The 21,895-nt window shown below is 60.8% G+C and carries 22 protein-coding genes; 9 read left to right on the forward strand and 13 right to left on the reverse strand.

Translation table 11 applies throughout. The features are described 5' to 3' along the window. Positions 1–4: 4 nt before the first annotated feature. On the reverse strand, positions 5–1,729 hold the full coding sequence (locus tag J1D76_RS11140; RefSeq protein WP_421138374.1) for a tetratricopeptide repeat protein: 1,725 nt from the start codon (positions 1,727–1,729) through the stop codon (positions 5–7). Positions 1,730–2,112: 383 nt separating this feature from the next. Between J1D76_RS11140 and hemA the strand changes: the two genes are divergently transcribed. From hemA to J1D76_RS11170, 6 genes are all read left to right on the forward strand, one after another. Then, positions 2,113–3,402 carry a glutamyl-tRNA reductase gene (gene hemA, locus J1D76_RS11145; protein WP_421138375.1) on the forward strand — a complete coding sequence of 430 codons (1,290 nt, stop codon included), beginning with the start codon at positions 2,113–2,115 and terminating at the stop codon, positions 3,400–3,402. Further along, positions 3,399–4,481 (forward strand): peptide chain release factor 1, encoded by a 1,083-nt coding sequence (gene prfA, locus J1D76_RS11150; protein ID WP_421138376.1) that lies wholly within the window; start codon positions 3,399–3,401, stop codon positions 4,479–4,481. Before hemA ends, prfA begins: the two co-directional genes overlap by 4 nt. Beyond that, positions 4,482–5,312: a peptide chain release factor N(5)-glutamine methyltransferase gene (gene prmC, locus J1D76_RS11155; protein WP_421138377.1), complete on the forward strand. Its 831-nt coding sequence runs from the start codon at positions 4,482–4,484 to the stop codon at positions 5,310–5,312. Next, the gene (locus J1D76_RS11160; protein WP_421138378.1) at positions 5,306–6,061 is read left to right on the forward strand and encodes a molybdopterin-synthase adenylyltransferase MoeB; all 756 of its coding nucleotides are present in this window, start codon (positions 5,306–5,308) and stop codon (positions 6,059–6,061) included. The genes prmC and J1D76_RS11160 overlap by 7 nt, the downstream gene beginning before the upstream one ends. Beyond that, positions 6,054–6,845 (forward strand): glutamate racemase, encoded by a 792-nt coding sequence (gene murI, locus J1D76_RS11165; RefSeq protein WP_421138379.1) that lies wholly within the window; start codon positions 6,054–6,056, stop codon positions 6,843–6,845. The genes J1D76_RS11160 and murI overlap by 8 nt, the downstream gene beginning before the upstream one ends. A gap of 124 nt (positions 6,846–6,969) precedes the next feature. Beyond that, positions 6,970–7,488 (forward strand): acyloxyacyl hydrolase, encoded by a 519-nt coding sequence (locus J1D76_RS11170; RefSeq protein WP_421138380.1) that lies wholly within the window; start codon positions 6,970–6,972, stop codon positions 7,486–7,488. A 126-nt stretch (positions 7,489–7,614) separates the two neighbouring features. Here J1D76_RS11170 and J1D76_RS11175 read toward each other — a convergent pair whose 3' ends face one another. The 10 genes from J1D76_RS11175 to J1D76_RS11220 all read right to left on the reverse strand — a co-directional run bounded on the left by J1D76_RS11175 (position 7,615) and on the right by J1D76_RS11220 (position 17,010). Continuing rightward, positions 7,615–7,920: a YkgJ family cysteine cluster protein gene (locus J1D76_RS11175; protein WP_421138381.1), complete on the reverse strand. Its 306-nt coding sequence runs from the start codon at positions 7,918–7,920 to the stop codon at positions 7,615–7,617. Positions 7,921–7,973: 53 nt separating this feature from the next. Then, positions 7,974–9,245, reverse strand: a complete 1,272-nt coding sequence (locus tag J1D76_RS11180) for a class I SAM-dependent methyltransferase (protein ID WP_421138382.1) — start codon at positions 9,243–9,245, stop codon at positions 7,974–7,976. Beyond that, positions 9,232–10,047 (reverse strand): DUF1365 domain-containing protein, encoded by an 816-nt coding sequence (locus tag J1D76_RS11185; RefSeq protein ID WP_421138383.1) that lies wholly within the window; start codon positions 10,045–10,047, stop codon positions 9,232–9,234. Before J1D76_RS11185 ends, J1D76_RS11180 begins: the two co-directional genes overlap by 14 nt. Next, on the reverse strand, positions 10,044–11,291 hold the full coding sequence (locus J1D76_RS11190) for an NAD(P)/FAD-dependent oxidoreductase (protein ID WP_421138384.1): 1,248 nt from the start codon (positions 11,289–11,291) through the stop codon (positions 10,044–10,046). Before J1D76_RS11190 ends, J1D76_RS11185 begins: the two co-directional genes overlap by 4 nt. Beyond that, entirely contained in the window at positions 11,288–12,070 is a 783-nt protein-coding gene (locus J1D76_RS11195) for an SDR family NAD(P)-dependent oxidoreductase (protein WP_421138385.1), read from the reverse strand. Before J1D76_RS11195 ends, J1D76_RS11190 begins: the two co-directional genes overlap by 4 nt. Next, entirely contained in the window at positions 12,067–12,489 is a 423-nt protein-coding gene (locus tag J1D76_RS11200) for a nuclear transport factor 2 family protein (protein WP_421138386.1), read from the reverse strand. The genes J1D76_RS11195 and J1D76_RS11200 overlap by 4 nt, the downstream gene beginning before the upstream one ends. After that, positions 12,482–13,939, reverse strand: a complete 1,458-nt coding sequence (gene phrB, locus J1D76_RS11205; protein WP_421138508.1) for a deoxyribodipyrimidine photo-lyase — start codon at positions 13,937–13,939, stop codon at positions 12,482–12,484. The genes J1D76_RS11200 and phrB overlap by 8 nt, the downstream gene beginning before the upstream one ends. Before the next feature lie 30 nt (positions 13,940–13,969). Then, positions 13,970–14,911: a MerR family transcriptional regulator gene (locus tag J1D76_RS11210; protein WP_421138387.1), complete on the reverse strand. Its 942-nt coding sequence runs from the start codon at positions 14,909–14,911 to the stop codon at positions 13,970–13,972. Then, the gene (locus tag J1D76_RS11215; protein WP_421138388.1) at positions 14,911–15,870 is read right to left on the reverse strand and encodes a YbgA family protein; all 960 of its coding nucleotides are present in this window, start codon (positions 15,868–15,870) and stop codon (positions 14,911–14,913) included. The genes J1D76_RS11210 and J1D76_RS11215 overlap by 1 nt, the downstream gene beginning before the upstream one ends. Before the next feature lie 153 nt (positions 15,871–16,023). After that, the gene (locus J1D76_RS11220) at positions 16,024–17,010 is read right to left on the reverse strand and encodes an NAD(P)/FAD-dependent oxidoreductase (protein ID WP_421138389.1); all 987 of its coding nucleotides are present in this window, start codon (positions 17,008–17,010) and stop codon (positions 16,024–16,026) included. A 196-nt stretch (positions 17,011–17,206) separates the two neighbouring features. Between J1D76_RS11220 and J1D76_RS11225 the strand changes: the two genes are divergently transcribed. Together J1D76_RS11225 and hemH are read left to right on the forward strand one after the other, a co-directional pair. Then, entirely contained in the window at positions 17,207–18,109 is a 903-nt protein-coding gene (locus J1D76_RS11225) for a TIGR01777 family oxidoreductase (protein ID WP_421138390.1), read from the forward strand. Positions 18,110–18,122: 13 nt separating this feature from the next. Next, a complete protein-coding gene (gene hemH, locus J1D76_RS11230; RefSeq protein ID WP_421138391.1) occupies positions 18,123–19,145 on the forward strand; it encodes a ferrochelatase in 1,023 nt (340 codons plus the stop codon). A gap of 97 nt (positions 19,146–19,242) precedes the next feature. Here the strand turns inward: hemH and J1D76_RS11235 are convergent, their stop codons facing one another. Further along, positions 19,243–20,517: a uracil-xanthine permease family protein gene (locus tag J1D76_RS11235; RefSeq protein WP_421138392.1), complete on the reverse strand. Its 1,275-nt coding sequence runs from the start codon at positions 20,515–20,517 to the stop codon at positions 19,243–19,245. A gap of 2 nt (positions 20,518–20,519) precedes the next feature. After that, positions 20,520–21,158, reverse strand: a complete 639-nt coding sequence (gene upp, locus J1D76_RS11240) for a uracil phosphoribosyltransferase (protein ID WP_007997094.1) — start codon at positions 21,156–21,158, stop codon at positions 20,520–20,522. Positions 21,159–21,335: 177 nt separating this feature from the next. On the opposite strand from upp, the gene J1D76_RS11245 reads away from it, so the two are divergent. Next, a complete protein-coding gene (locus J1D76_RS11245) occupies positions 21,336–21,893 on the forward strand; it encodes a hypoxanthine-guanine phosphoribosyltransferase (protein ID WP_421138393.1) in 558 nt (185 codons plus the stop codon). The last annotated feature ends 2 nt before the right edge of the window (positions 21,894–21,895 follow it).

Consider the following 21,895-nt stretch of genomic DNA (forward strand, 5'->3'; position numbering starts at 1 on the left):
AATCTTAAAGAGTCTCTGATCCGGTCAGGCGTTTGATGGTGCCGCGCAGGGTCGGGCTGTCGGGTTGATCCTTGAGGAACTTGCCCCAGACCTGTTTCGCTTCACGCTGTTTGCCGTTGGCCCACAGCACTTCACCCAGGTGGGCGGCGACTTCCTGGTCGGGGAAACGGTCCAGGGCCTGGCGCAACAGGCGTTCGGCCTCGTCGAGATTGCCCAGGCGGTAATTCACCCAGCCAAGGCTGTCGAGGACGGCCGGGTCTTCAGGGCTGATCTGGTGTGCCTGTTCGATCAGGGCCTTGGCTTCGGCGTAACGCGTCGTACGGTCAGACAGGGTGTAGCCGAGCGCGTTCAACGCCATGGCATTGCCCGGATCGCGCTTGATGATCGTGCGCAGGTCTTTTTCCATTTGCGCCAGGTCATTGCGTTTTTCCGCCTGCATGGCCCGGGTATAAAGCAGATTCAAGTCGTCCGGATATTGCTGCAAGGCGGTATCCAGCACCTTCCAGGCCTTGTCGCCCTGATTGTTGGCAGACAGGGTTTCGGCTTCGATCAGGTACAACTGGACCGCGTAATCGGGCTGCTCGTCACGTTCGGCGGCCAGTTTGCGCTGGGCTTCGGCGGTTCTGCCGTTGTTCATCAGGATATCGGCCTGGCGCAACTGCGCCGGCAGGAAGTCATTGCCCGGACCGACCTTGGCGTATTCGATCAACGCGCCTTGCGGGTCGTTTTGTTCTTCGGCGATGCGGCCCAGGTTCAGGTGCGCGGAGTCGACATGGCTTTCGCGGGCGATCAGGTCTTCCAGGTAACCCTTGGCCTCATTCCAGGCCTTGGCTTCCAGGCAGACCAGTGCCAGCGAGTAGCGCAGTTCGTCATCATCCGGGTATTGCTGAACCAGGCTCGAGAATTCCGCTTTGGCGTCGTCCATGCGGTCCTGTTCAACCAGCATCCGCGCATACGTCAGGCGCAGTCGCTTGTCGTCCGGGTATTTCTTGATGCTTTTCTGCAGCAGCGGCAGGGCCTCGTCACCGCGATCGAGGGTCTGCAACAGGCGCGCGCGCAGCAGGATCGGCGCGATTTCACCGTCTTCAGGCGGATTGTTTTCCAGGAGTTTCAGCGCGCCCGCGGCGTCACCGTCCTGTTGCATCAGCAAGGCCTTGCCGAAAATCAGCTGGCTGTTGTTCGGGTGACGCTGCAACAAGCGGTCGAAACTTTTCATCAAGCCGTTGCGCGTGTCTTGATCGGTATCGGCCGCCGACAGTGCAAGAAAGTCGAAATGGGTGTCGCCCTTGCCCTGCAGGACTTTCTCCATATACCCCATGGAGTCGTCATAACGCCCGGCGCGTGCCAGTTGCACGGCAGCGGCGCGTTGTGCCTCGAGGTCGTTGGGGGCGTTTTTTGCCCAGATCAGCGCGGTGTCCAGGGCGGCCTGGTCGGCGCCCAGGTATTCGGCGATACGGAATGCCCGCTCGGAAATGCCCGGATCCTGGGTGTTGATGGCCTGGGTCACGTAGTTATCCAACGCAATGTCGAAACGATTGCGTTGGCCAGCCAGTTCGGCGCTCAACAGGCTGAAGACGGTTTCCTCGCTGAATGAGCTGTAGACCTTGGGCTTTTCAGGCGCCGGGGTGCTGTCTTCAACCGGCGGCGTACCGTCCGACGAAACGGGTGCCAAGGCCTGGCAGCCGCTGAGGAAGACAAAAGCGAGGAGCAACGCGGAAGATCTATTCATATAGGAAGAGGACGACTAACCTGCGGTCGGATCATCATGACACAAGCTTTGGGCCAAACATAACCGCCCCGCCATTTTCGCTGTACACCGGCCTTGCAGGAGCGAACTCGCTCCTGCAGAGGATGCTGGGGTACATAGCTTTTGTGAGCGACACAAATCGAATGTAGGAGCTGGCTTGCCAGCGAAGGCGATGGTTCAGTCGAGAGAGTAGTCGCCTGTAATAACGCTTTCGCTGGCAAGCCAGCGCCTACAGGGATTGCGTGTAAACGAGAACTGCTCGCAGTCCTGGGCGTCGTCTACCGGGGCGATAGATATCGAATAGTTGTTCTGATTCCGTCGAAGTAGGACAATTGCCGGCTTCACGTCACCATCAGCGACTTTGAATGGCCTTCCTTGCACTCGGTATCAACCACAAGACTGCTTCAGTAGACGTCCGCGAGCGCGTGGCTTTTACCCCTGAGCAGCTGGTTGAGGCCTTGCAGCAGCTCTGCCGACTCACCGACAGCCGCGAAGCTGCGATCCTCTCCACCTGCAATCGCAGTGAACTCTATATAGAACAGGATCAGCTGTCGGCCGAAGTCGTGCTGCGCTGGCTGGCCGAATATCATCATTTGAGCTTCGAAGAACTGCGCGAAAGCGCTTATGTGCACGAAGACGATGCGGCAGTTCGTCACATGATGCGAGTCGCTTCCGGGCTCGACTCGCTGGTGCTGGGCGAACCGCAAATTCTCGGCCAGATGAAGTCAGCCTATGCCGTGGCCCGCGAGGCCGGGACCATCGGCCCACTGCTCGGGCGGTTGTTCCAGGCCACGTTCAACGCGGCCAAGCAAGTGCGCACCGACACCGCCATCGGTGAAAACCCGGTGTCGGTGGCGTTTGCCGCGGTGAGCCTGGCCAAGCAGATTTTCAGCGACCTTCAACGCAGCCAGGCCTTGTTGATCGGTGCCGGCGAGACCATCACCCTGGTCGCCCGCCATCTGCATGACCTGGGTGTAAAGCGAATTGTCGTCGCCAACCGTACGCTGGAGCGCGCCAGCATCCTGGCCGAACAGTTCGGCGCCCATGCGGTGTTGCTCTCGGACATTCCGGCGGAGCTGGTGCGCAGCGATATTGTCATCAGTTCCACCGCCAGCCAGTTGCCGATCCTCGGCAAGGGCGCGGTGGAAAGCGCCTTGAAACTGCGCAAGCACAAACCCATTTTCATGGTGGATATCGCCGTTCCCCGTGACATCGAACCAGAAGTCGGCGAGTTGGACGACGTTTACCTGTATAGCGTCGACGACCTTCACGAAGTGGTCGCCGAGAACCTCAAGAGCCGTCAGGGCGCTGCCCAGGCCGCCGAAGAGATGGTCTCGATCGGTGCCGAGGATTTCATGGTGCGCCTGCGCGAGCTGGCGGCGGTGGATGTGCTCAAGGCCTATCGTCAACAAAGCGAACGCCTGCGCGACGAAGAATTGCAAAAGGCCCAGCGCCTGTTGGCCAACGGCAGCAGTGCCGAAGAGGTGCTGGTGCAACTGGCTCGCGGGCTCACCAACAAACTGTTGCACGCACCGAGCGTGCAGTTGAAAAAGCTTTCTGCCGAAGGTCGCCTGGATGCGCTGGCGATGGCCCAGGAACTCTTTGCCCTCGGTGAGGGCTCATCGGATAGCTTTTCGGATAAAAAACCGCAATGAAAGCGTCACTGCTCAATAAGCTGGATATTCTCCAGGACCGTTTCGAGGAATTGACTGCCCTGCTGGGCGATGGCGAGGTCATTTCCGATCAGAACAAGTTCCGCACCTACTCCAAGGAATACGCGGAAGTTGAACCGATCGTGGGCACTTATAAAGAACTGCTGAAAGTGCAGGATGACCTCGAAGGTGCCCAGGCACTGCTCAAGGACAGCGACCCGGACATGCGTGAAATGGCCGTGGAAGAAGTTCGCGAAGCCAAGGAACGCCTGGTCACGCTCGAAGCCGATCTGCAACGCATGCTGCTGCCCAAGGACCCGAACGACGGGCGCAACGTGTTCCTCGAAATCCGCGCGGGCACCGGTGGCGACGAGGCGGCGATTTTCTCCGGCGACCTGTTCCGCATGTATTCGCGCTACGCCGAACGGCGTGGCTGGCGGGTGGAGATCCTTTCGGAGAACGAGGGTGAACACGGCGGCTATAAAGAGGTGATTGCCCGGGTCGAGGGCGACAACGTCTACGGCAAGCTGAAGTTCGAATCCGGCGCGCACCGCGTGCAGCGGGTTCCGGCGACCGAGTCCCAGGGCCGCATCCACACCTCCGCCTGCACCGTGGCGGTATTGCCCGAGCCGGACGAACAGGAAGCCATCGAGATCAATCCGGCGGACCTGCGCATCGACACCTATCGCTCTTCCGGCGCCGGTGGCCAGCACGTCAACAAGACCGACTCGGCGATCCGCATTACTCACTTGCCGTCCGGCATCGTGGTCGAGTGCCAGGAAGAGCGCTCGCAGCACAAGAACCGTGCCCGGGCAATGTCCTGGTTGTCGGCCAAGCTCAATGACCAGCAAACCTCTGCCGCGGCCAACGCGATTGCCAGCGAGCGCAAGCTGCTGGTCGGTTCCGGTGATCGCTCCGAGCGCATCCGCACCTATAACTTTGCCCAGGGGCGGGTCACCGACCACCGGGTCAACCTGACCTTGTACTCCCTCGACGAAATCCTCGCCGGTGGCGTCGATGCGGTGATCGAGCCGCTGCTGGCCGAGTACCAGGCCGATCAACTGGCAGCGATAGGTGAGTAAATGACGATCATTGCCAGCTTGTTGCGTGCCGCTGATTTACCGGACTCGCCGACGGCGCGCCTGGATGCCGAGTTGTTACTGGCGGCGGCGTTAGGCAAGTCCCGCAGTTTCCTGCACACCTGGCCGGAACGCATCGTGCCGAGCGAAGCGGCGTTGACGTTTGCCGAGTATTTGCAGCGGCGCCGCGGCGGAGAGCCGGTGGCCTATATCCTCGGCCAGCAGGGTTTCTGGAAGCTCGACCTGGAAGTCGCGCCGCACACGCTGATCCCGCGTCCAGACACCGAATTGCTGGTGGAAGCCGCACTGGAACTGTTGCCCGCCACGCCGGCCAACGTGCTCGACCTCGGCACCGGCAGCGGCGCGATTGCCCTGGCCCTGGCGAGCGAACGCCCGGCCTGGAGCATCACCGCCGTGGACCGTGTGCTTGAAGCCGTGGCCCTGGCCGAACGCAATCGCCAGCGCCTGCACCTGAACAACGCTAAGGTCCGGAGCAGTCATTGGTTCAGCGCCCTGGCCGGTCAGCGCTTTGAACTGATCATCAGCAATCCGCCCTACATCGCAGCAGCCGATCCGCATCTGGTCGAAGGCGATGTACGCTTCGAACCGGAAAGCGCACTGGTGGCCGGTGTCGACGGGCTCGACGATCTGCGCCTGATCGCCGCCCAGGCACCAGACCATCTGGAAGCCGGTGGTTGGCTGATGCTCGAGCATGGTTATGACCAAGCGCAAGCGGTGCGCGATTTGCTGCTGACCCGCGGGTTCGAAGACGTCCACAGCCGCACCGATCTGGGCGGTCATCAACGGATCAGCCTGGGGCGCCTGCCGTGCTGAATGATCTGGAATTGCTGCGCTACAGTCGGCAGATTCTGCTGCAACACATCGATATCGATGGCCAGTTGCGGTTGAAGCACAGCCGGGTATTGATCGTCGGTCTTGGCGGCCTTGGCGCGCCAGTGGCGCTTTACCTGGCCGCGGCCGGTGTTGGCCAAATGCACCTGGCCGACTTCGACACGGTCGATCTGACCAACCTGCAACGCCAGATCATTCATGACACCGACAGCGTCGGCATGAGCAAGGTCGATTCGGCGCTCAAGCGCTTGAGTGCAATCAATCCCGATATTGAACTGATCGCCCATCGCAGCGCGCTGGATGAAGACTCTTTGGCGGCGGCCGTGGCGAAGGTCGACCTGGTCCTCGACTGCTCCGACAATTTCTCCACCCGTGAAGCGGTCAACGCCGCTTGCGTGGCGGCCGGCAAGCCACTGGTCAGCGGCGCGGCGATTCGCCTCGAAGGTCAACTGTCGGTGTTCGACCCGCGTCGGCCCGAAAGCCCGTGCTACCACTGCTTATACGGGCACGGCAGCGAAGCTGAACTGACCTGCAGCGAGGCCGGCGTGGTCGGGCCGCTGGTGGGGCTGGTCGGCAGCCTGCAAGCGCTGGAAGCCTTGAAATTATTGGCCGGGTTCGGCGAGCCGCTGGTAGGGCGCCTGCTGTTGATAGACGCTTTGGGCACGCGCTTTCGTGAGTTGCGGGTCAAGCGTGATCCGGGTTGCAGCGTCTGTGGGTCGACACATGCGTGAAGCGCCGATTGGCGTGTTCGACTCGGGTGTCGGTGGGCTCTCGGTACTGGCCGAGATCCAGCGTTTGCTGCCCAATGAGTCGCTGTTGTACGTCGCCGATTGCGGGAATATTCCCTACGGCGAGAAAACCCCGGAATTTATCCGGGAGCGTTGCAGCGTAATGGCTGACTTCTTTCAGCAGCAGGGCGCCAAGGCCCTGGTGCTGGCGTGCAATACAGCGACGGTCGCCGGTGTCGCCGAGCTACGTCGCGATTATCCGCAGTGGCCGATTGTCGGCATGGAGCCAGCGGTCAAACCGGCGGCAGCCGCCACCCGCTCCGGCGTGGTCGGCGTGCTGGCTACCACCGGCACTTTGCAGAGTGCCAAGTTCGCCGCACTGCTCGATCGCTTCGCCACCGACGTGAAAGTCATCACTCAACCCTGTCCCGGTCTGGTTGAGTTGATCGAAAACGGTGATCTGCACAGCCCGCAACTGCATCAGCTCTTGGCCGGATACGTCGAGCCGCTGTTGGCCGCCGGCGCGGACACGCTGATTCTCGGCTGCACCCATTACCCTTTTCTCAAGCCCATGCTGCGGCAAATGATCCCCGCCGACATCAGTCTGATCGACACGGGGGCCGCTGTTGCGCGCCAACTTCAACGGTTGCTGGCCGAAGGCGATCTGCTCGCCGAAGGGCCCGTCCGTGAAGCGCAGTTCTGGACCAGTGCCGATCCGGTTCACTTCACAAATATCTTGCCGATACTGTGGAATACGTCCGGCATTGTGCGAAGCTTCAGCAGGTAGAAGATTGTCCGGGGGGACATTACGACATGTCGGGTGAACTTCTGATTAATCGTGAGCTTCTATAGTTTTGCGGGGCCGGGTAGCAAAAAAACCATACAAAATCGTTCGGAAAAGGAAGTTTCTAGTGAAGCGACTATTCTGCTTGGCCGCGATTGCGGCCGCACTGATGGGGCACAGTTTTACCGCGCAGGCAGCGGGTGTGGAGTTCGCGGTGGGACAGACCAGCGATTCGACCATGACCTACCGATTGGGCATGCAATTCGATTGGGACCAAAGCTGGTGGCAGAGCGACGTCGGTCGTGTGACCGGCTACTGGAGCGGCGCCTACACCTACTGGGAAGGTGACAAGACATCCAGCGCCGGCAGCCTGTCTTTCTCTCCGGTATTCGTTTACGAATTCGCCGGGCAGAACGTCAAGCCTTACGTTGAAGCGGGTATCGGTGTGGCGTTGTTCTCTCAGACCCATCTTGAAGACAACAGCATTGGTCAGGCCTTTCAATTCGAAGACCGCTTCGGCTTTGGCTTGCGCTTCGCTGGCGGGCATGAAATCGGGGTCCGTGCCACGCACTACTCCAATGCCGGGCTCAACAGCAACAACGACGGTGTAGAAAGTTACGCACTGCATTACACGATGCCGTTGTAAGCACCCTGGTCACCTTCTTGTAGGCGCAAGCTTGCTCGCGATAGCGGTTTCAGATTCAACATTGCCGTTGACTGATACATCATCGCGAGCAAGCTTGCTCCTACAGGGAGGGCGTTGTTTTCCAGCTCAGCGATACGCCGTCGAAATACCTTGGCGTTCCTCGATGCACTCCGGTGCGCCCATCTCGAACTCCCGGCAGATCAGCGGGCGTTTTTCGTAGATGGTGCACATCATCGTGTTGCGATCCAGCGCGGCGCACCAGCCGTCATCCAGGCGCAGCATGACTTCCCCGCCCCAGTCATCGGTGTCGATGAACCGTTCAGGCACACCCGTGTCGGTGATCAGCAAGACTTCGAGCTGACAGCAGCAGGCTGCGCAGGTCGAGCAGGTGACCGCGGGTTCGGTAATCTGCGTGTGGGGGATGGTTTTCATGTCGCGCAGTGTACGGCAGTCAACGGATGCGATGTGAAAGGTCAGACGGACGCTCAGGCATCGAAGCGCCCCAGTAGTGGCGCGGTGATCGCTGACGGCTTGGCCAGCAGCAACTGCGCCGTGCCGATGGTGCGTTCAAGAAAGCCGCCTTCGCAGTAGCACAGGTAGAACTCCCACAACCGCAGGAAGCCGTCGTCGTAGCCAAGCTCGCTCAAGCGGCCGTGGGCGCGGCGAAAGTTCTCGTGCCAAAGCCGTAGCGTGCGGGCGTAGTGCAGGCCGAAGTCTTCCATGTGCAGCAGGTTCATGTCGGTATCGCGGCTGACGATCTCCAGCATTTTCTGCACGCAGGGCAAGGCACCGCCGGGAAAAATATAGCGCTGGATGAAATCGACGCTGCCCTTGGCCTGTTCATAGCGCTGTTCGCGGATGGTGATCGCCTGCAACAGCATCAAGCCATTGTTCTTGAGCAGGTGCGCGCACTGCTTGAAGTAAGTCGGCAGGTAGCGGTGGCCGACGGCTTCGATCATCTCGATCGACACCAGTTTGTCGTATTGGCCGGTGAGGTCGCGATAATCCTTGAGCAACAGCGTGACCTGGCCTTGCAGGCCGAGGTCGATGATCCGGCGCGCGGCAAAGGCGAATTGTTCCTTGGACAGCGTAGTGGTGGTGACCTGACAGCCGTAATGCTGTGCAGCGTATAAGGCCATGCTGCCCCAGCCGGTGCCGATTTCCAGCAGATGGTCAGTCGGTTTCAGCGCGAGTTTCTGGCAGATCCGTTCCAGTTTGTTCAACTGTGCCTGTTCCAGGCTGTCATCGGCGTTCAGGAACTGCGCGGCCGAATACATCATCGTCGGGTCCAGGAATTGTTCGAACAGGTCGTTGCCCAGGTCATAGTGGGCGGCGATGTTTTTCTGCGAGCCCTTGCGGGTGTTGCGGTTGAGCCAATGCAGCGCTTGGACCAGCGGCCGGCCGAGTCGGGCCAGGCCGCCCTCCAGCGCATCGAGCACCTCGAGGTTGCTGACGAACACCCGGACCACGGCCGTCAGGTCGGGCGAGGTCCAGTAGCCATGAATGAACGCTTCGCCGGCACCAATCGAACCGTTGCTCGCCACCAATCCCCAGGCAGCGGCGTCGAGGACATGAATTTCCCCCAGCAATGGACTGCCGGCAGCCCCGAAAAGCTGTCGTTCGCCGTCCTCAATGAGCACCAGTTGGCCGTGTTTGAGTTGGGCCAATTGGCGCAGGACCCCGCGACGCAGTAACGAGCCGCTCAGGGCGTGGGTGTTCAACAGGGCTGGCCTGAGCGATACGCTAGTGGCTTTCATGGCGGCTATCCTTGGGCACAGCGGTGGCGGTTCGGGCGCTGCCATCGGCAACCTGATGGACAAACAACGGCATGCGCTTGAGCAACAGGCACAGCGCTTGCCAATAGATCGTCAGGCAGGTTTTCCCGGTCATCCACGGAAAACGCCACAGGTAGCGGTGCAGGCTCGCGCGATCGAGGGTTTCGCGTTGCAGGTTGAGCGTGGCGTCGAACAGCTTCAGGTCGCCTTGCCAGTCGGCCAGGTGCACGCCCAAACGTCTGCCCACCGGGCTGAACGTCATGCGGTATTCGATCTCCCGTGGCAGGAACGGCGAGACATGGAAGGCCTTGGCCACGGCGAAATGCTGGTGGGCATCGCCGGTGGCCTGCACAGGCCGGGTGGGCAACACGTAGTGATAGTGCTCGCGCCATGGGGTGTTGCTGACTTCACAGACAATCGCTGCCAGTTGCCCGTCGGCTTCGTGACAATAGAAAAAACTGGCCGGGTTGAATGACAGTCCAAAACTGCTTGGCTGGGTCAGCAGAAAGATCGCACCCTGCGGCGCATGACCTGTGGCCTGCTCGACCAGATGTCGCAGCGCATCGGCCAGGCGCATGCCGCGGCCGGTAAAGACCTTGAGGTAATCGGTTTCACGAAAGGAAAACGGCGCAAGGCGGCTGTGCCCGGCCAGCGGCGACAAGCCGAGCACGGCGTCCTGTTCATCGAGATCCAGGTACAGAAGACCGATCCGGTAACGGAAATCATGGCGCCGCGGGGCAAATCGCCGATGGGCGACCCAGCCGCTGTAGAGGGCGCTGTTCACAACCGCTCTCCCAACGAGCGGGCGACGCGCAAGGCGCTGACCACGCCGTCTTCATGAAAACCGTTGGCCCAGTAGGCGCCGCAATACCAGGTGTGATGAGCGCCGTTCAATTCCTCCCAGCGCCCCTGTGCGGCCACCGCCGCAAGACTGTACTGCGGATGCGCGTAATTGTATTTGGCGAGCACATTGAGCGGGTTGATGCCGGCGCTTTGATTGAGGCTGACGCAAAACGTGGTGTCGCTGCGCAGGCCTTGCAGGATGTTCATGTTGTACGTGACCGTCGCCCGGGTGTCGCCGGGGCCGCCGAGGCGGTAATTCCAGCTGGCCCAGGCGAGTGGGCGTTGTGGCAGCAGGCGGGTATCGGTGTGCAACACCACTTCGTTGTCGGCATAGGGCAGGGCACCGAGGATCGAGCGCTCGGCTTCACTCGGCGCGGCCAGCAGGCGCAATGCCTGGTCGCTGTGACAGGCGAACACCACCTTGTCGAACGTTTCATGGCCGGCAGGGCTGTGGATAACCACGCCGTCCTGGCTGCGCTCGACCCGCGAGACCGGGCAGCCGAGACGGATTCTGTCGCGAAACGAGGCCGTCAGCGGTGCAATGTAGGCACTCGAGCCGCCCTCGATCACTTGCCATTGCGCATGATCGCTGACCGACAGTAGCCCGTGGTTCTTGAAGAACCGCACGAACGCCAGCAGCGGAAAACCCAACATGTCCGCCATGGACATCGACCAGATCGCCGCGCCCATCGGCACGATGTAATGCAGGATGAAACGCTCGCCGTAACCGCCGGCCTTCAAGTAATCATCCAGCGTGGTCTCGGCGGCGATCCGCCCTTCGGCCAAGTCGCGTTGCGCGTTTTCATTGAAACGCAAGATGTCTCGAAGCATGCCCCAGAAACCTGGCGACAACAGGTTGCGGCGCTGGGCGAAAAGGCTGTTGAGGTTATTGCCGTTGTACTCGAGACCCGAGTCCGGATCGCTCACCGAGAAGCTCATTTCGGTGGCCTTGAAACCCACGCCTAACCGCCCCAGTAACTTTATGAAGTTCGGGTAGGTCCAGTCGTTGAACACAATGAAACCGGTGTCCAGCCCATGCTGCTGACCGGCGATGGTCACATCCACCGTATGGGTGTGACCGCCGATCCAGTCACTGGCCTCGAACAGGGTGATCTCGTGGCTGCGATTGAGTAGATAAGCGCAGGTCAGCCCCGAGATACCACTGCCGATGATGGCGATTTTCACGGTTGATCCTTGATCGGCGGCTGGCTACGCACCATGCGCTTGCCAATCTCCAGCTGCACCCGCGCCGGCAACCTGGACAGCGGCCAGAGAATCGACATGAAGGCGGCCGGAAAGGCGATCTCCAGTGGCCGGTCCCTGAACTTGGCGAAAATGTGCCGCGCAGCCTTCTCCACCGGCCAGCTGAGGGGCATGGGGAAATCGTTTTTCTCCGTCAGCGGAGTGTTGACAAACCCGGGGCTGATCACCGTGACTTCTATGCCTTCAGGGGCCAGGTCGATGCGCAGGGATTCGAACAGATAACGCAGCCCGGCCTTCGAGGCACCGTAGGCTTCTGCCCGGGGCAGCGGCAGGTACGTTACTGCGCTGGCCATGCCCACCAGATGCGGCGCGGTGCCGGCTCGCAGCAAGGGCAAGGCTGCTTCGATGCAATAGCTGCTGGCCAGCAGGTTGGTGCGCACGACGTGCTCGATGATCGAGGCATCGAACTGCTTGGAATCCACGTATTCGCAAGTGCCGGCATTGAGGATCACCGTGTCCAGCGAGCCCCACTCCTCGGCGATGTGCTCACCAATCTCGCGCACGGTCTGGCTATTGGTCAGGTCACCGGGCACCACCAGCACTTGCCCCGGATAGCGTTGCGAGAAGACTTTCAGTGGCGCCACCGAGCGTGAACTGACGGCCAGGTGAGCACCGGTTTTCAGGATTTCTTCGGCCAGGGCCGCACCGATGCCGCTGCTGGCGCCGGTCAACCAGTATCGTCGTGAGAGTGTACGACTCATCCCAATCTCCTTTTCAGCCAGGCAATGGTCCGGCCCAATACGGGTAAATGTTCATAAAGCAGGGCTGCGGCATCGAAGTAATCCCGGTGGCGGTAAACCTTGTCGCGCCAAAGCAGGTGTGAGCAACCGGCGACCTGGATCGGTTGTCCGCCGGCCAGGCGCGGATGGCGATAACGCATGTCCCAGCGCAGATAACCTTCGCCCTCGCTGATTTGGTCGAACCCGTGGACGTCGAAGTGCAGTTCGCTGACGTTGGCGTAGAGCCCGGCGAAGTAGCCGTGTAAATGCTCAATTCCGCGCACGTCGTGCAAGGGATCGGTGAAGTGCACGTCGTGGGTATAGAGGTCTGCCAAATGGTGCAGATTGTCTTTGTCGAGCGCCGTGAACTGCTCGACAAACTGCCGCAGGAAACTACTCATGGGCACCCCCGGTCAACTCGGCGAAGAGTAGCCGCGATGGCAGGTTCTTGAACGCGCTCAAGGCGCGTGTACGCGAAGCACTCAGGTCGACGATGGGTGAGGGGTAATCCACGGCACCGAACAAACCACCAAGGTTGGCCGGGTTGTGCACTTCTTTTTTATTCAGCCCGGCGAGTTCCGGCAGCCAGTGTTTGATGAACAGGCCTTCGGGGTCGAATTTTTCCGACTGGCTCAACGGGTTGAAAATCCGGAAGTACGGTGCCGAATCGGTACCGGTGGAGGCGCTCCACTGCCAGCCACCATTGTTCGCCGCCAGGTCGCCGTCGATGAGGTGGCGCATGAAAAAGCGCTCGCCTTCGCGCCAATCGATCAGCAGGTTTTTGGTCAGGAACATCGCCACCACCATGCGCAGGCGGTTGTGCATCCAGCCCGTGGCCAGCAGCTGGCGCATGGCGGCGTCGATGATCGGCAAACCCGTGCGCCCCTGTTGCCAGGCGGCCAGTTCGTCGGGGGCGTTGCGCCAGGCCAACGCTTCGGTTTCCGGACGAAACGCGTGGTGTCGGGAAACCCGTGGGTAGCCCACCAGGATGTGTTTGTAGAATTCGCGCCACAGCAGTTCGTTGATCCAGGTAACGGCGCCGGGCTTGCCGCTTTCGAATTCACCCTGATTGCTGTGCAAGGCCGCGAGCAGGCATTGGCGGGGGGAGATAACACCGGCGGCGAGATAGGCCGAAAGCTGACTGGTGCCGGGTTTCGCCGGGAAGTCGCGTTCGTTTTGATAATGCTCGATCTGCGCATCGGCAAAGCTGTCGAGGCGACGCCGGGCTTCGACTTCGCCCGCAGCCCACAGGTTGCGCAGGCTGTCAGCGGGCGTGGCGAAACCGTTGACAGCCGACGGGACCGGATCGCTGGATATGTTCAGCGGTGCTTGTTTGAGTGGCGCACGGACCAGGCCGGGCAGGGCGTGATGCAGGCGCTCGTAGCAGACTTTGCGGAACTGGCTGAAGACCTGAAAGTAAGTGCCGGACTGGGTCAGCACGCTGCCGGGCTTGAACAGCAACTGATCGAGGTAGCGGCGCACTTCGATGCCTTCGGCCCTCAGCGTCCGGGCGACGGCGGCATCGCGGCGTACTTCATGGACGCCGTACTCTTCGTTGAGGTACAGCGCGTCGACCTGCCATTCCCGGCACAGATTCAGCAATACGGCTGGCGCATCGTCCCAGCGCGGTGCCTGGCGGATCAGCAGGGGAATGTTCAGTTGAGCCAGTTCGCGGCTCAACTCACGCAAGTTGCGCAGCCAGAAGTCGACCTTGCAGGGTGCATCGTCGTGTTCCAGCCATTGTCGTGGGCTCAGCAAATACACCGCCACGCAGGGGCCGCGAGCGGCAGCTGCCGAGAGGGCGGTGTTGTCATGCACGCGCAAGTCGCTGCGCAGCCAGACCAATTGCAGTGGTTGCATTGAGGTATCCACGCGATTCATTTAAATCAGCCCTCGCTGAACGAGTGCCTGATGTGCCGACAACGGATCTTCGGCCAGGTACAAATCAGCGATCTCGGTAGTACTTACGGACAATTCGGCGTGGTGGATGCATACCGTTGGTCCGGCGATTATTTTTGGGCAACTGACGTTTTTCAATAGTTTCGGCAGCTGTGTGATGTGCATGGCCTTGCTGGAATACAGAAGGACGCCACGGGGTTTCAGCAGATCGACCGCCAAGGCCAGTTCGCCGACAGGCAACGGCCCGTCGAACACCTCCACCGGGCAATCGCTGCTGCTGATCAACCAGGCTGTAAGCCACAGGTGCGGTTCCATGGGCAGGTCCGAATGGTTGACCAGCAGCAGCGGCGCAGTGCGCAACTGACGATTGTTATGGTAGATGCGCGCACCGAACTTGCTGCGCAGCCAGGCACAAAAAAAGCTTCGCTCCATCTGCGCCCCGAACTGGCCTTGCCAGCGTTGCTCCAGGGCTGCCAGCAAGGGCATCAGCAATTGCTCGCACAGGGTTCGCGGCGGATACAACGCCATGGCCTGGTTGACACCATCGTCCAGGGCTCGCTCCTGCAATCCGCTGACGGCGTTCAACAAGGTTTGCAGCAAGGTGTGCCAATCGTTGTCAACGGACTCGCTGAAGGTTTGCGGCGTGTCGAGCAATTGCTTGACCTGGCTGACCGCGACGCCGCGGTTGAGCCAGGTGAGGATGGCCTGGATGCGTTGGACATGATCGGTCGAGAACAGCCGATGCCCCTTGGGCGTGCGGTGCGGCACGATCAGGCCGTAGCGTCGCTCCCAGGCGCGCAAGGTCACGGCATTGACGCCGGTCTGCCGCGCCACTTCGCGGATCGGCAGCCAGCCATCGTCCAAGGCCTTTTCAAAGTCGTCGCCGAGGTCTTCACGGGCGCTGGTGTCGAGGGTTTGTTTCATCAGAGGGCGTTTCGCAAACTGAGGTTTTCCGGGTGCGGTTGCAGGTAGACCTGCTGCGCAATGTAGGGGTCAGGGTGCTGGCGGAAGTGGTGCTTGAGCAGTGTCAGCGGTACCACCAACGGCACAATGCCCAAGCGATACTGACTGATCACTTGTTGCACTTCCTGTTTGTCTTCGTGACTGATGGCCTGCTTCAGGTAGCCGCAGAGGTGTTGCAGCACGTTGCTATGGGTGCGGCGGGTGGCGCATTTTTTCAGGGTGGCCATCAGCTCGCTGAAATAGCGCGGGCCAATCTCCTGCGGGTCGGTATGGGCCATGTTGCCCAGCAAATGGCCCAGGGTTTTGTATTGCACGGGGTTGTGCGCCATCAGCAGGTATTTGTAGCGCGAGTGAAAGTCGGTGAGGCTGCGGCGGGTCAGGCCGGTGTGTCGTAATTGTTGCCAGGCACTGTAGGCAAATACACGGGTGAGGAAGTTCTCGCGCAGCACCGGATCATTGAGCCGTCCGTCTTCTTCTACCGGCAAGTCCGGTTGTTGCAGGCAGAACGCCTGTGCATAGATTCCGCGGCCACCCGCGTCTATCGGCGCGCCGTTGGCGTGATAGACCTTGACCCGCTCCAGGCCACAGGACGGGGATTTGTGCATGAAGATATAGCCGCAGATATCGCCCAGCTCGGCGGCCATCTTTTGTCCGTACGCAGCAAGCGGCTGGGTAACATCCAGGGTTAGATCGCGGGTGCCGAGCGCCTGCGGTTTTTCCGCATTGCCGACCAGGCGGATCGGCTGCCGGGGAATGCCGAGGCCGATGGCCACTTCCGGGCAGACCGGGACGAAATCGAAGTAGTCCGCGAGGGTGCGGCTGCACAGCCGCGATTCCTTGTGCCCGCCGTCGTAGCGCACGTCATGGCCCAGCAGGCAGGCGCTGATGGCGATTTTCGGTTTGGTGGGGGCGTGGGACATTGGAGCACCTCGAATCTGAACCTGTACAAACGTGTGCGTCTGTATAAGGTACTTTCATCATAGATTCAAAGTTGTACAAGTCAATTATTATGTATAAGTTTCTTGGGGGCTGCTGTCCTTGCGACAGCAGCGATTGACTGAGTGCGTTTCCCGTTATTGCAGGTGTTCATGCAAGCGGCGGGCGGCTTCCTGGCCGCTGAGCCAGGCGCCTTCGACGCGTCCGGACAGGCACCAGTCGCCGCACGCGTACAACCCCAGGTCGGCATCGGCCAGGGTGCCCCATTCGTGACTGCTGGAGGGGCGGGCGTAGAGCCAGCGGTGGGCGAGGCTGAAACTCGGTGCCGGCATGAAATCGTGCAGCAGCTCGGCAAAGGCGCCATGCAGCTGTTCAATCACGGCTTCCTTGGGCAGGTCGATGTGTTGCCGGCTCCAGGCGCTGGTGGCGTGCAGCACCCAGGTATCGAGGGTGTTGTCGCGTCCGGGTTTGCTGCGGTTGCGGGCCAGCCAGTCGAGTGGGCTGTCCTGCACGAAGCAGCCTTCCATGGGCGTTTCCAGCGGCGTTTCGAAGGCCAGCGCAATGGCCCAGGTCGGGTCCATTTTCACCCCGGCGGCGGCACTGGCGAGTTTCGGCGCGGAGGCCAGCAGCGCTGTGGCCTGCGGGGCCGGGGTGGCGATGATGACGTGGCTGAACGGGCCGTGCGTGAAGCCTTCGGCGTCTTGCAGGTGCCAGTGTTGTTCACCGCGATAGACCTCGGTGATCCGGCAGGCGAAATGCACTTCGAGGTCACCGAGCAGGGCGCGGGTGATGGCGCTCATGCGGGGCGTGCCGACCCAGCGGGTCTGCTCGTCCGGCGACAGGTTGAGCTGGCCGCCATGGTAGGTGTACAGCTGCGGCGTCCATTCGGCGACCCAGCCGTTGGCTTGCCAGCGCTGGACCTGCGTCACAAAGCGGCGGTCGCGTGCCGTGAAGTATTGCGCACCCATGTCCAGCGCCCCCGCATCGCTGCGCTTGCTCGACATGCGTCCGCCGCTGCCACGGCTTTTATCGAAAAGTTGAACCACGTGCCCGAGGTCGGTCAGGGCCTGGGCGGCGGAGAGTCCGGCAATGCCGGTGCCAATGATTGCGATAGGTACAGTCATAGGGGCCTCGTTTACCTTTCTGTACAGACTACGCTGGGGTTTAAACCTGTACAATATTGTTTTTTGGTATAACTTTTAGCGTTCTCGTTCTGACAGCTTGGCCTATTGTTAACCTTAGAGCCCGCTCGATACCAAAGATCCCTGCTTATAAAAATAGACTAGTGGACAGGGTAAAACGCCACGCGAGGAACACCTCATGCACATATTGCTGACCGGCGGTACTGGTTTGATAGGACGTCAGCTCTGTCGGCACTGGTCGGGGCAGGGACATCGCCTGACCGTCTGGAGTCGTCGGCCAGAAAAGGTCGCGAAAATATGTGGTGCCCCAGTGCGTGGAATTGCCCGGCTGGAGGACCTCGGGCAGGAACCGGTCGAGGCAATCATCAATCTGGCCGGCGCGCCAATTGCCGACCGACCCTGGACGCACAAACGCAAAGCATTGTTATGGAGCAGCCGAATCACGCTGACCGAAACCTTGCTGGCGTGGCTCGAGTCTCGTGAACAGAAACCCCAGGTCCTGATTTCCGGCTCGGCTGTCGGCTGGTACGGCGACGGTGGCGAGCGTGAGCTGACCGAGGACTCGGGGCCGGTCAGCGAAGACTTTGCCAGCCAGTTATGCATCGCCTGGGAGGAGACCGCGCAACGGGCACAGGCGCTGGGCATTCGCGTCGTGCTCATTCGAACCGGGTTGGTGCTGTCCGCCGAAGGCGGCTTTTTGTCGCGGCTGTTACTGCCCTTCAAACTGGGGCTGGGAGGTCCGATCGGCAATGGCCGGCAGTGGATGCCGTGGATTCATATCGACGATCAAATCGCCCTGATTGATTTTCTTCTGCATCGCAATGAAGCCAGCGGTCCCTATAATGCCTGCGCGCCCAAGCCAGTGCGCAACCGCGAGTTTGCCAAGACGCTGGGCAGCGTGCTGCATCGCCCGACGTTCATGCCGATGCCGGCCTTTGCACTGAGGGTGGGGCTGGGCGAACTGTCCTTGCTGTTACTCGGCGGCCAAAAAGCGACGCCGGTGCGCCTGGTGCAGGCGGGTTTCTTTTTTAAGTTCACGGATTTGCGTGCGGCCCTGGACGAACTGTCCGGCCGCCTTTGAAATAGGACGTTGCATGACCGATCACGCGTTGCTTCTGGTCAATCTGGGCTCACCTGCCTCCACCTCGGTGGCGGATGTGCGCAGCTACCTCAATCAATTTCTGATGGACCCATACGTGATCGACCTGCCGTGGCCGGTGCGGCGCTTGCTGGTGTCGCTGATCCTGATCAAGCGTCCCGAGCAGTCGGCCCACGCCTATGCCTCGATCTGGTGGGACGAGGGCTCGCCGCTGGTGGTGCTCAGCCGTCGCCTGCAACAAGCGATGACCCGTCAATGGCAACACGGCCCGGTCGAACTGGCGATGCGCTACGGCGAGCCGTCGATCGAGGCGACACTGGTGCGCATGGTCGCAGCAGGGCACAAGCGGATTACGTTGGCGCCGCTGTATCCACAGTTTGCCGACAGCACCACGACCACGGTCATTGAAGAAGCCAAGCGCGTGAAGCGCGAGAAAAAGCTCGACGTGCAACTGTCGGTCCTGCAGCCGTTCTACGACCAACCGGAATACCTCGATGCGCTGGTGGCCACGACCCGGCCGCATTTGCAGCAGGACTTCGATCACTTGCTGATGAGCTTTCACGGATTGCCGGAACGGCATCTGAAGAAGCTCAACCCAGGGCACTGTTTCGAAGGCGGCGGCGATTGCTGCGCCGGGGCACCGCCGGAAGTGGTCGCCACCTGCTATCGCGGCCAGTGCCTGCGAACGGCAGCGCAGTTCGCTAAACGCATGGGCTTGCCGGACGATAAATGGTCGGTGTCCTTCCAGTCACGTCTGGGGCGCGCCAAATGGATCGAACCCTACACCGAAGCACGCCTCGATGAGTTGGCCAAAAGCGGTGTGAAAAAGGTGCTGGTGATGTGCCCGGCGTTTGTCGCCGATTGCATCGAGACCCTGGAAGAAATCGGCGATCGCGGCAAGGAACAGTTCCGCGAGGCGGGGGGCGAGGAGTTGGTGCTGGTGCCGTGCCTCAACGATGACCCGCATTGGGCGCAGGCGTTGAGTGCGTTGTGCGAAAGGGCGCCGTTGGCGCTTTAAAGCTTCGCCGGCAAGCCGGCTCCTACAGGTTTTGCATCCAGCTGTAGGAGCCGGCTTGCCGGCGAAGGCGTCTTCAGCCGCGAAAAAGATCCAGAACCTAGATCAGCGGTTCATCCGCCTTCTTGTGCTTCCAGCTGTCATTGCCCGGCAGGATCAGGTTCAAGCCAATCGCCACCACCGCGCACAGCGCGATGCCCTTGAGGCCGAAATCATCCGGTCCGGTGCCGGTGCCGATCAGCACGCCGCCGATGCCGAACACCAGGGTCACCGAGACGATCACCAGATTGCGCGCCTCGCCCAGATCGATCCTGTGGCGGATCAGCGTGTTCATCCCCACCGCCGCAATCGAACCGAACAACAGGCACAGGATCCCGCCCATCACCGGTACCGGAATGCTTTGCAGAAGGGCGCCGAACTTGCCGATGAACGCCAGGCTGATGGCAAATATCGCCGCCCAGGTCATGATTTTCGGGTTGTAGTTCTTGGTCAGCATCACCGCGCCCGTCACTTCAGCGTAGGTGGTGTTGGGTGGACCGCCGAACAGACCGGCCGCCGTGGTGGCAATGCCGTCGCCGAGCAAGGTGCGGTGCAGGCCGGGCTTCTTCAGGTAATCGCGACCAGTCACGCTACCCACGGCAATCACGCCGCCGATGTGTTCAATGGCAGGCGCCAAAGCCACCGGGACGATGAACAGGATCGCCTGCCAGTTGAACTCCGGTGCGGTGAAGTGTGGGATCGCGAACCACGGGGCCGCCGCAATCTTCGCGGTATCGACCACGCCGAAGTAGAACGCCATGCCGAAACCGACCAACACGCCGGAAATGATCGGCACCAGGCGGAAAATGCCCTTGCCGAACACCGCAACGATCAGGGTGGTCAGCAGCGCCGGCATCGAGATCATCATCGCCGTCTGGTAATGAATCAGCTCGCTGCCATCGCCAGCCTTGCCCATTGCCATGTTGGCGGCAATCGGCGCCATGGCCAGGCCGATCGAAATGATCACCGGCCCGATCACCACGGGCGGCAGCAGGCGGTCGATAAATCCGGTGCCTTTGATCTTCACCGCGAGGCCGAGGAAGGTATAGACGAAACCGGCCGCCATCACGCCGCCCATGGTCGCGGCAAGGCCAAACTGACCCTTGGCGAGAATGATCGGGGTAATGAACGCAAAACTCGATGCCAGGAACACCGGCACCTGACGCCCGGTGACGATCTGGAACAGGATCGTCCCCAGGCCGGCCGTGAACAGCGCCACGTTCGGGTCGAGACCGGTAATCAGCGGCATCAACACCAGGGCGCCGAAGGCCACGAACAGCATCTGTGCACCCGACAGCACCGTGCGCCAGAGCGGATCGTTGAACTCATCCTGCATGGTCACGCGTCCTTCTGCTTGGTGCCGAAGATCTTGTCACCGGCATCGCCCAGCCCTGGGATGATGTAACCGTGTTCGTTCAGTTTCTGATCAATGGAAGCGGTGTAGATGATCACGTCCGGGTGAGCTTTCTCTACGGCGGCGATGCCCTCGGGGGCAGCAACCAGCACCATCGCGCGGATGTCCTTGCAGCCGGCTTTTTTCAGCAGATCGATGGTGGCAACCATCGAGCCGCCAGTGGCGAGCATCGGGTCGATGATCATGGCCAGCCGTTCGTCGATTTCCGGCACCAATTTCTCGAGGTAGGTGTGGGCTTCGAGGGTTTCCTCGTTACGGGCCACGCCCACGGCGCTGACCTTGGCGCCCGGAATCAGGCTGAGCACGCCTTCGAGCATGCCGATGCCAGCGCGCAGGATTGGCACCACGGTGATTTTCTTGCCGGCGATTTTCTCGACCGACACCGTGCCGCACCAGCCTTCGATATCGTAGGCTTCCAGCGGCAGGTCTTTGGTGGCTTCATAGGTCAACAGGGCACCGACTTCCTGAGCGAGCTCGCGGAAATTCTTGGTGCTAATGTCTGCACGGCGCATAAGGCCAAGTTTATGACGGATCAGCGGGTGGCGGATCTCATGGATGGGCATGGGGGATGGCTCCGGCAGCGGGCAAAAAAACCGGCCTAGATTAATCTATCCGAGGGTGTTGTCCTATAGACATACAGTACGTTAGTCCACAAAGGCTTGATCTGGCCTCGCTTGATGCGTACCTTTGCCCGCTTTTCCTCACTTAGTCCCCCCGTTACCACCCCCCAGGAGAGCGCCATGTCCGCTGATCTCGAGCATATCCGTCAAGTCATGCGAGAGGCTGACTGCCTGTACACCGAAGCTGAAGTCGAGGCGGCCATCGCCCGCGTCGGTGCACAAATCAACGAACAAATGGCCGACAGCAACCCGGTGGTGTTCTGCGTGATGAACGGCGGGCTGATCTTCTCCGGCAAGCTGTTGACGCATCTGCATTTCCCGCTGGAAGCGTCCTACCTGCACGCCACCCGCTATCGCAACGAAACCAGCGGCGGCGATCTGTTCTGGAAAGCCAAGCCGGAAGTGTCCTTCATCGACCGTGATGTGCTGATCATCGACGATATCCTCGACGAAGGTCACACCCTGGGTGCGATCATCGACTTCTGCAAGCACGCTGGCGCCCGTAAAGTGCACACCGCCGTGTTGATCGACAAAGACCACGACCGCAAGGCCCGTCCGGACCTGAAAGCCGATTTCGTCGGTCTGCCGTGTATCGATCGTTACATCTTCGGCTACGGCATGGACTACAAGGGCTACTGGCGTAACGCCAACGGAATTTTCGCCGTTAAAGGAATGTAAGA

This window comes from Pseudomonas sp. NFX15, from assembly GCF_049132105.1.
Classification (GTDB): domain Bacteria; phylum Pseudomonadota; class Gammaproteobacteria; order Pseudomonadales; family Pseudomonadaceae; genus Aquipseudomonas.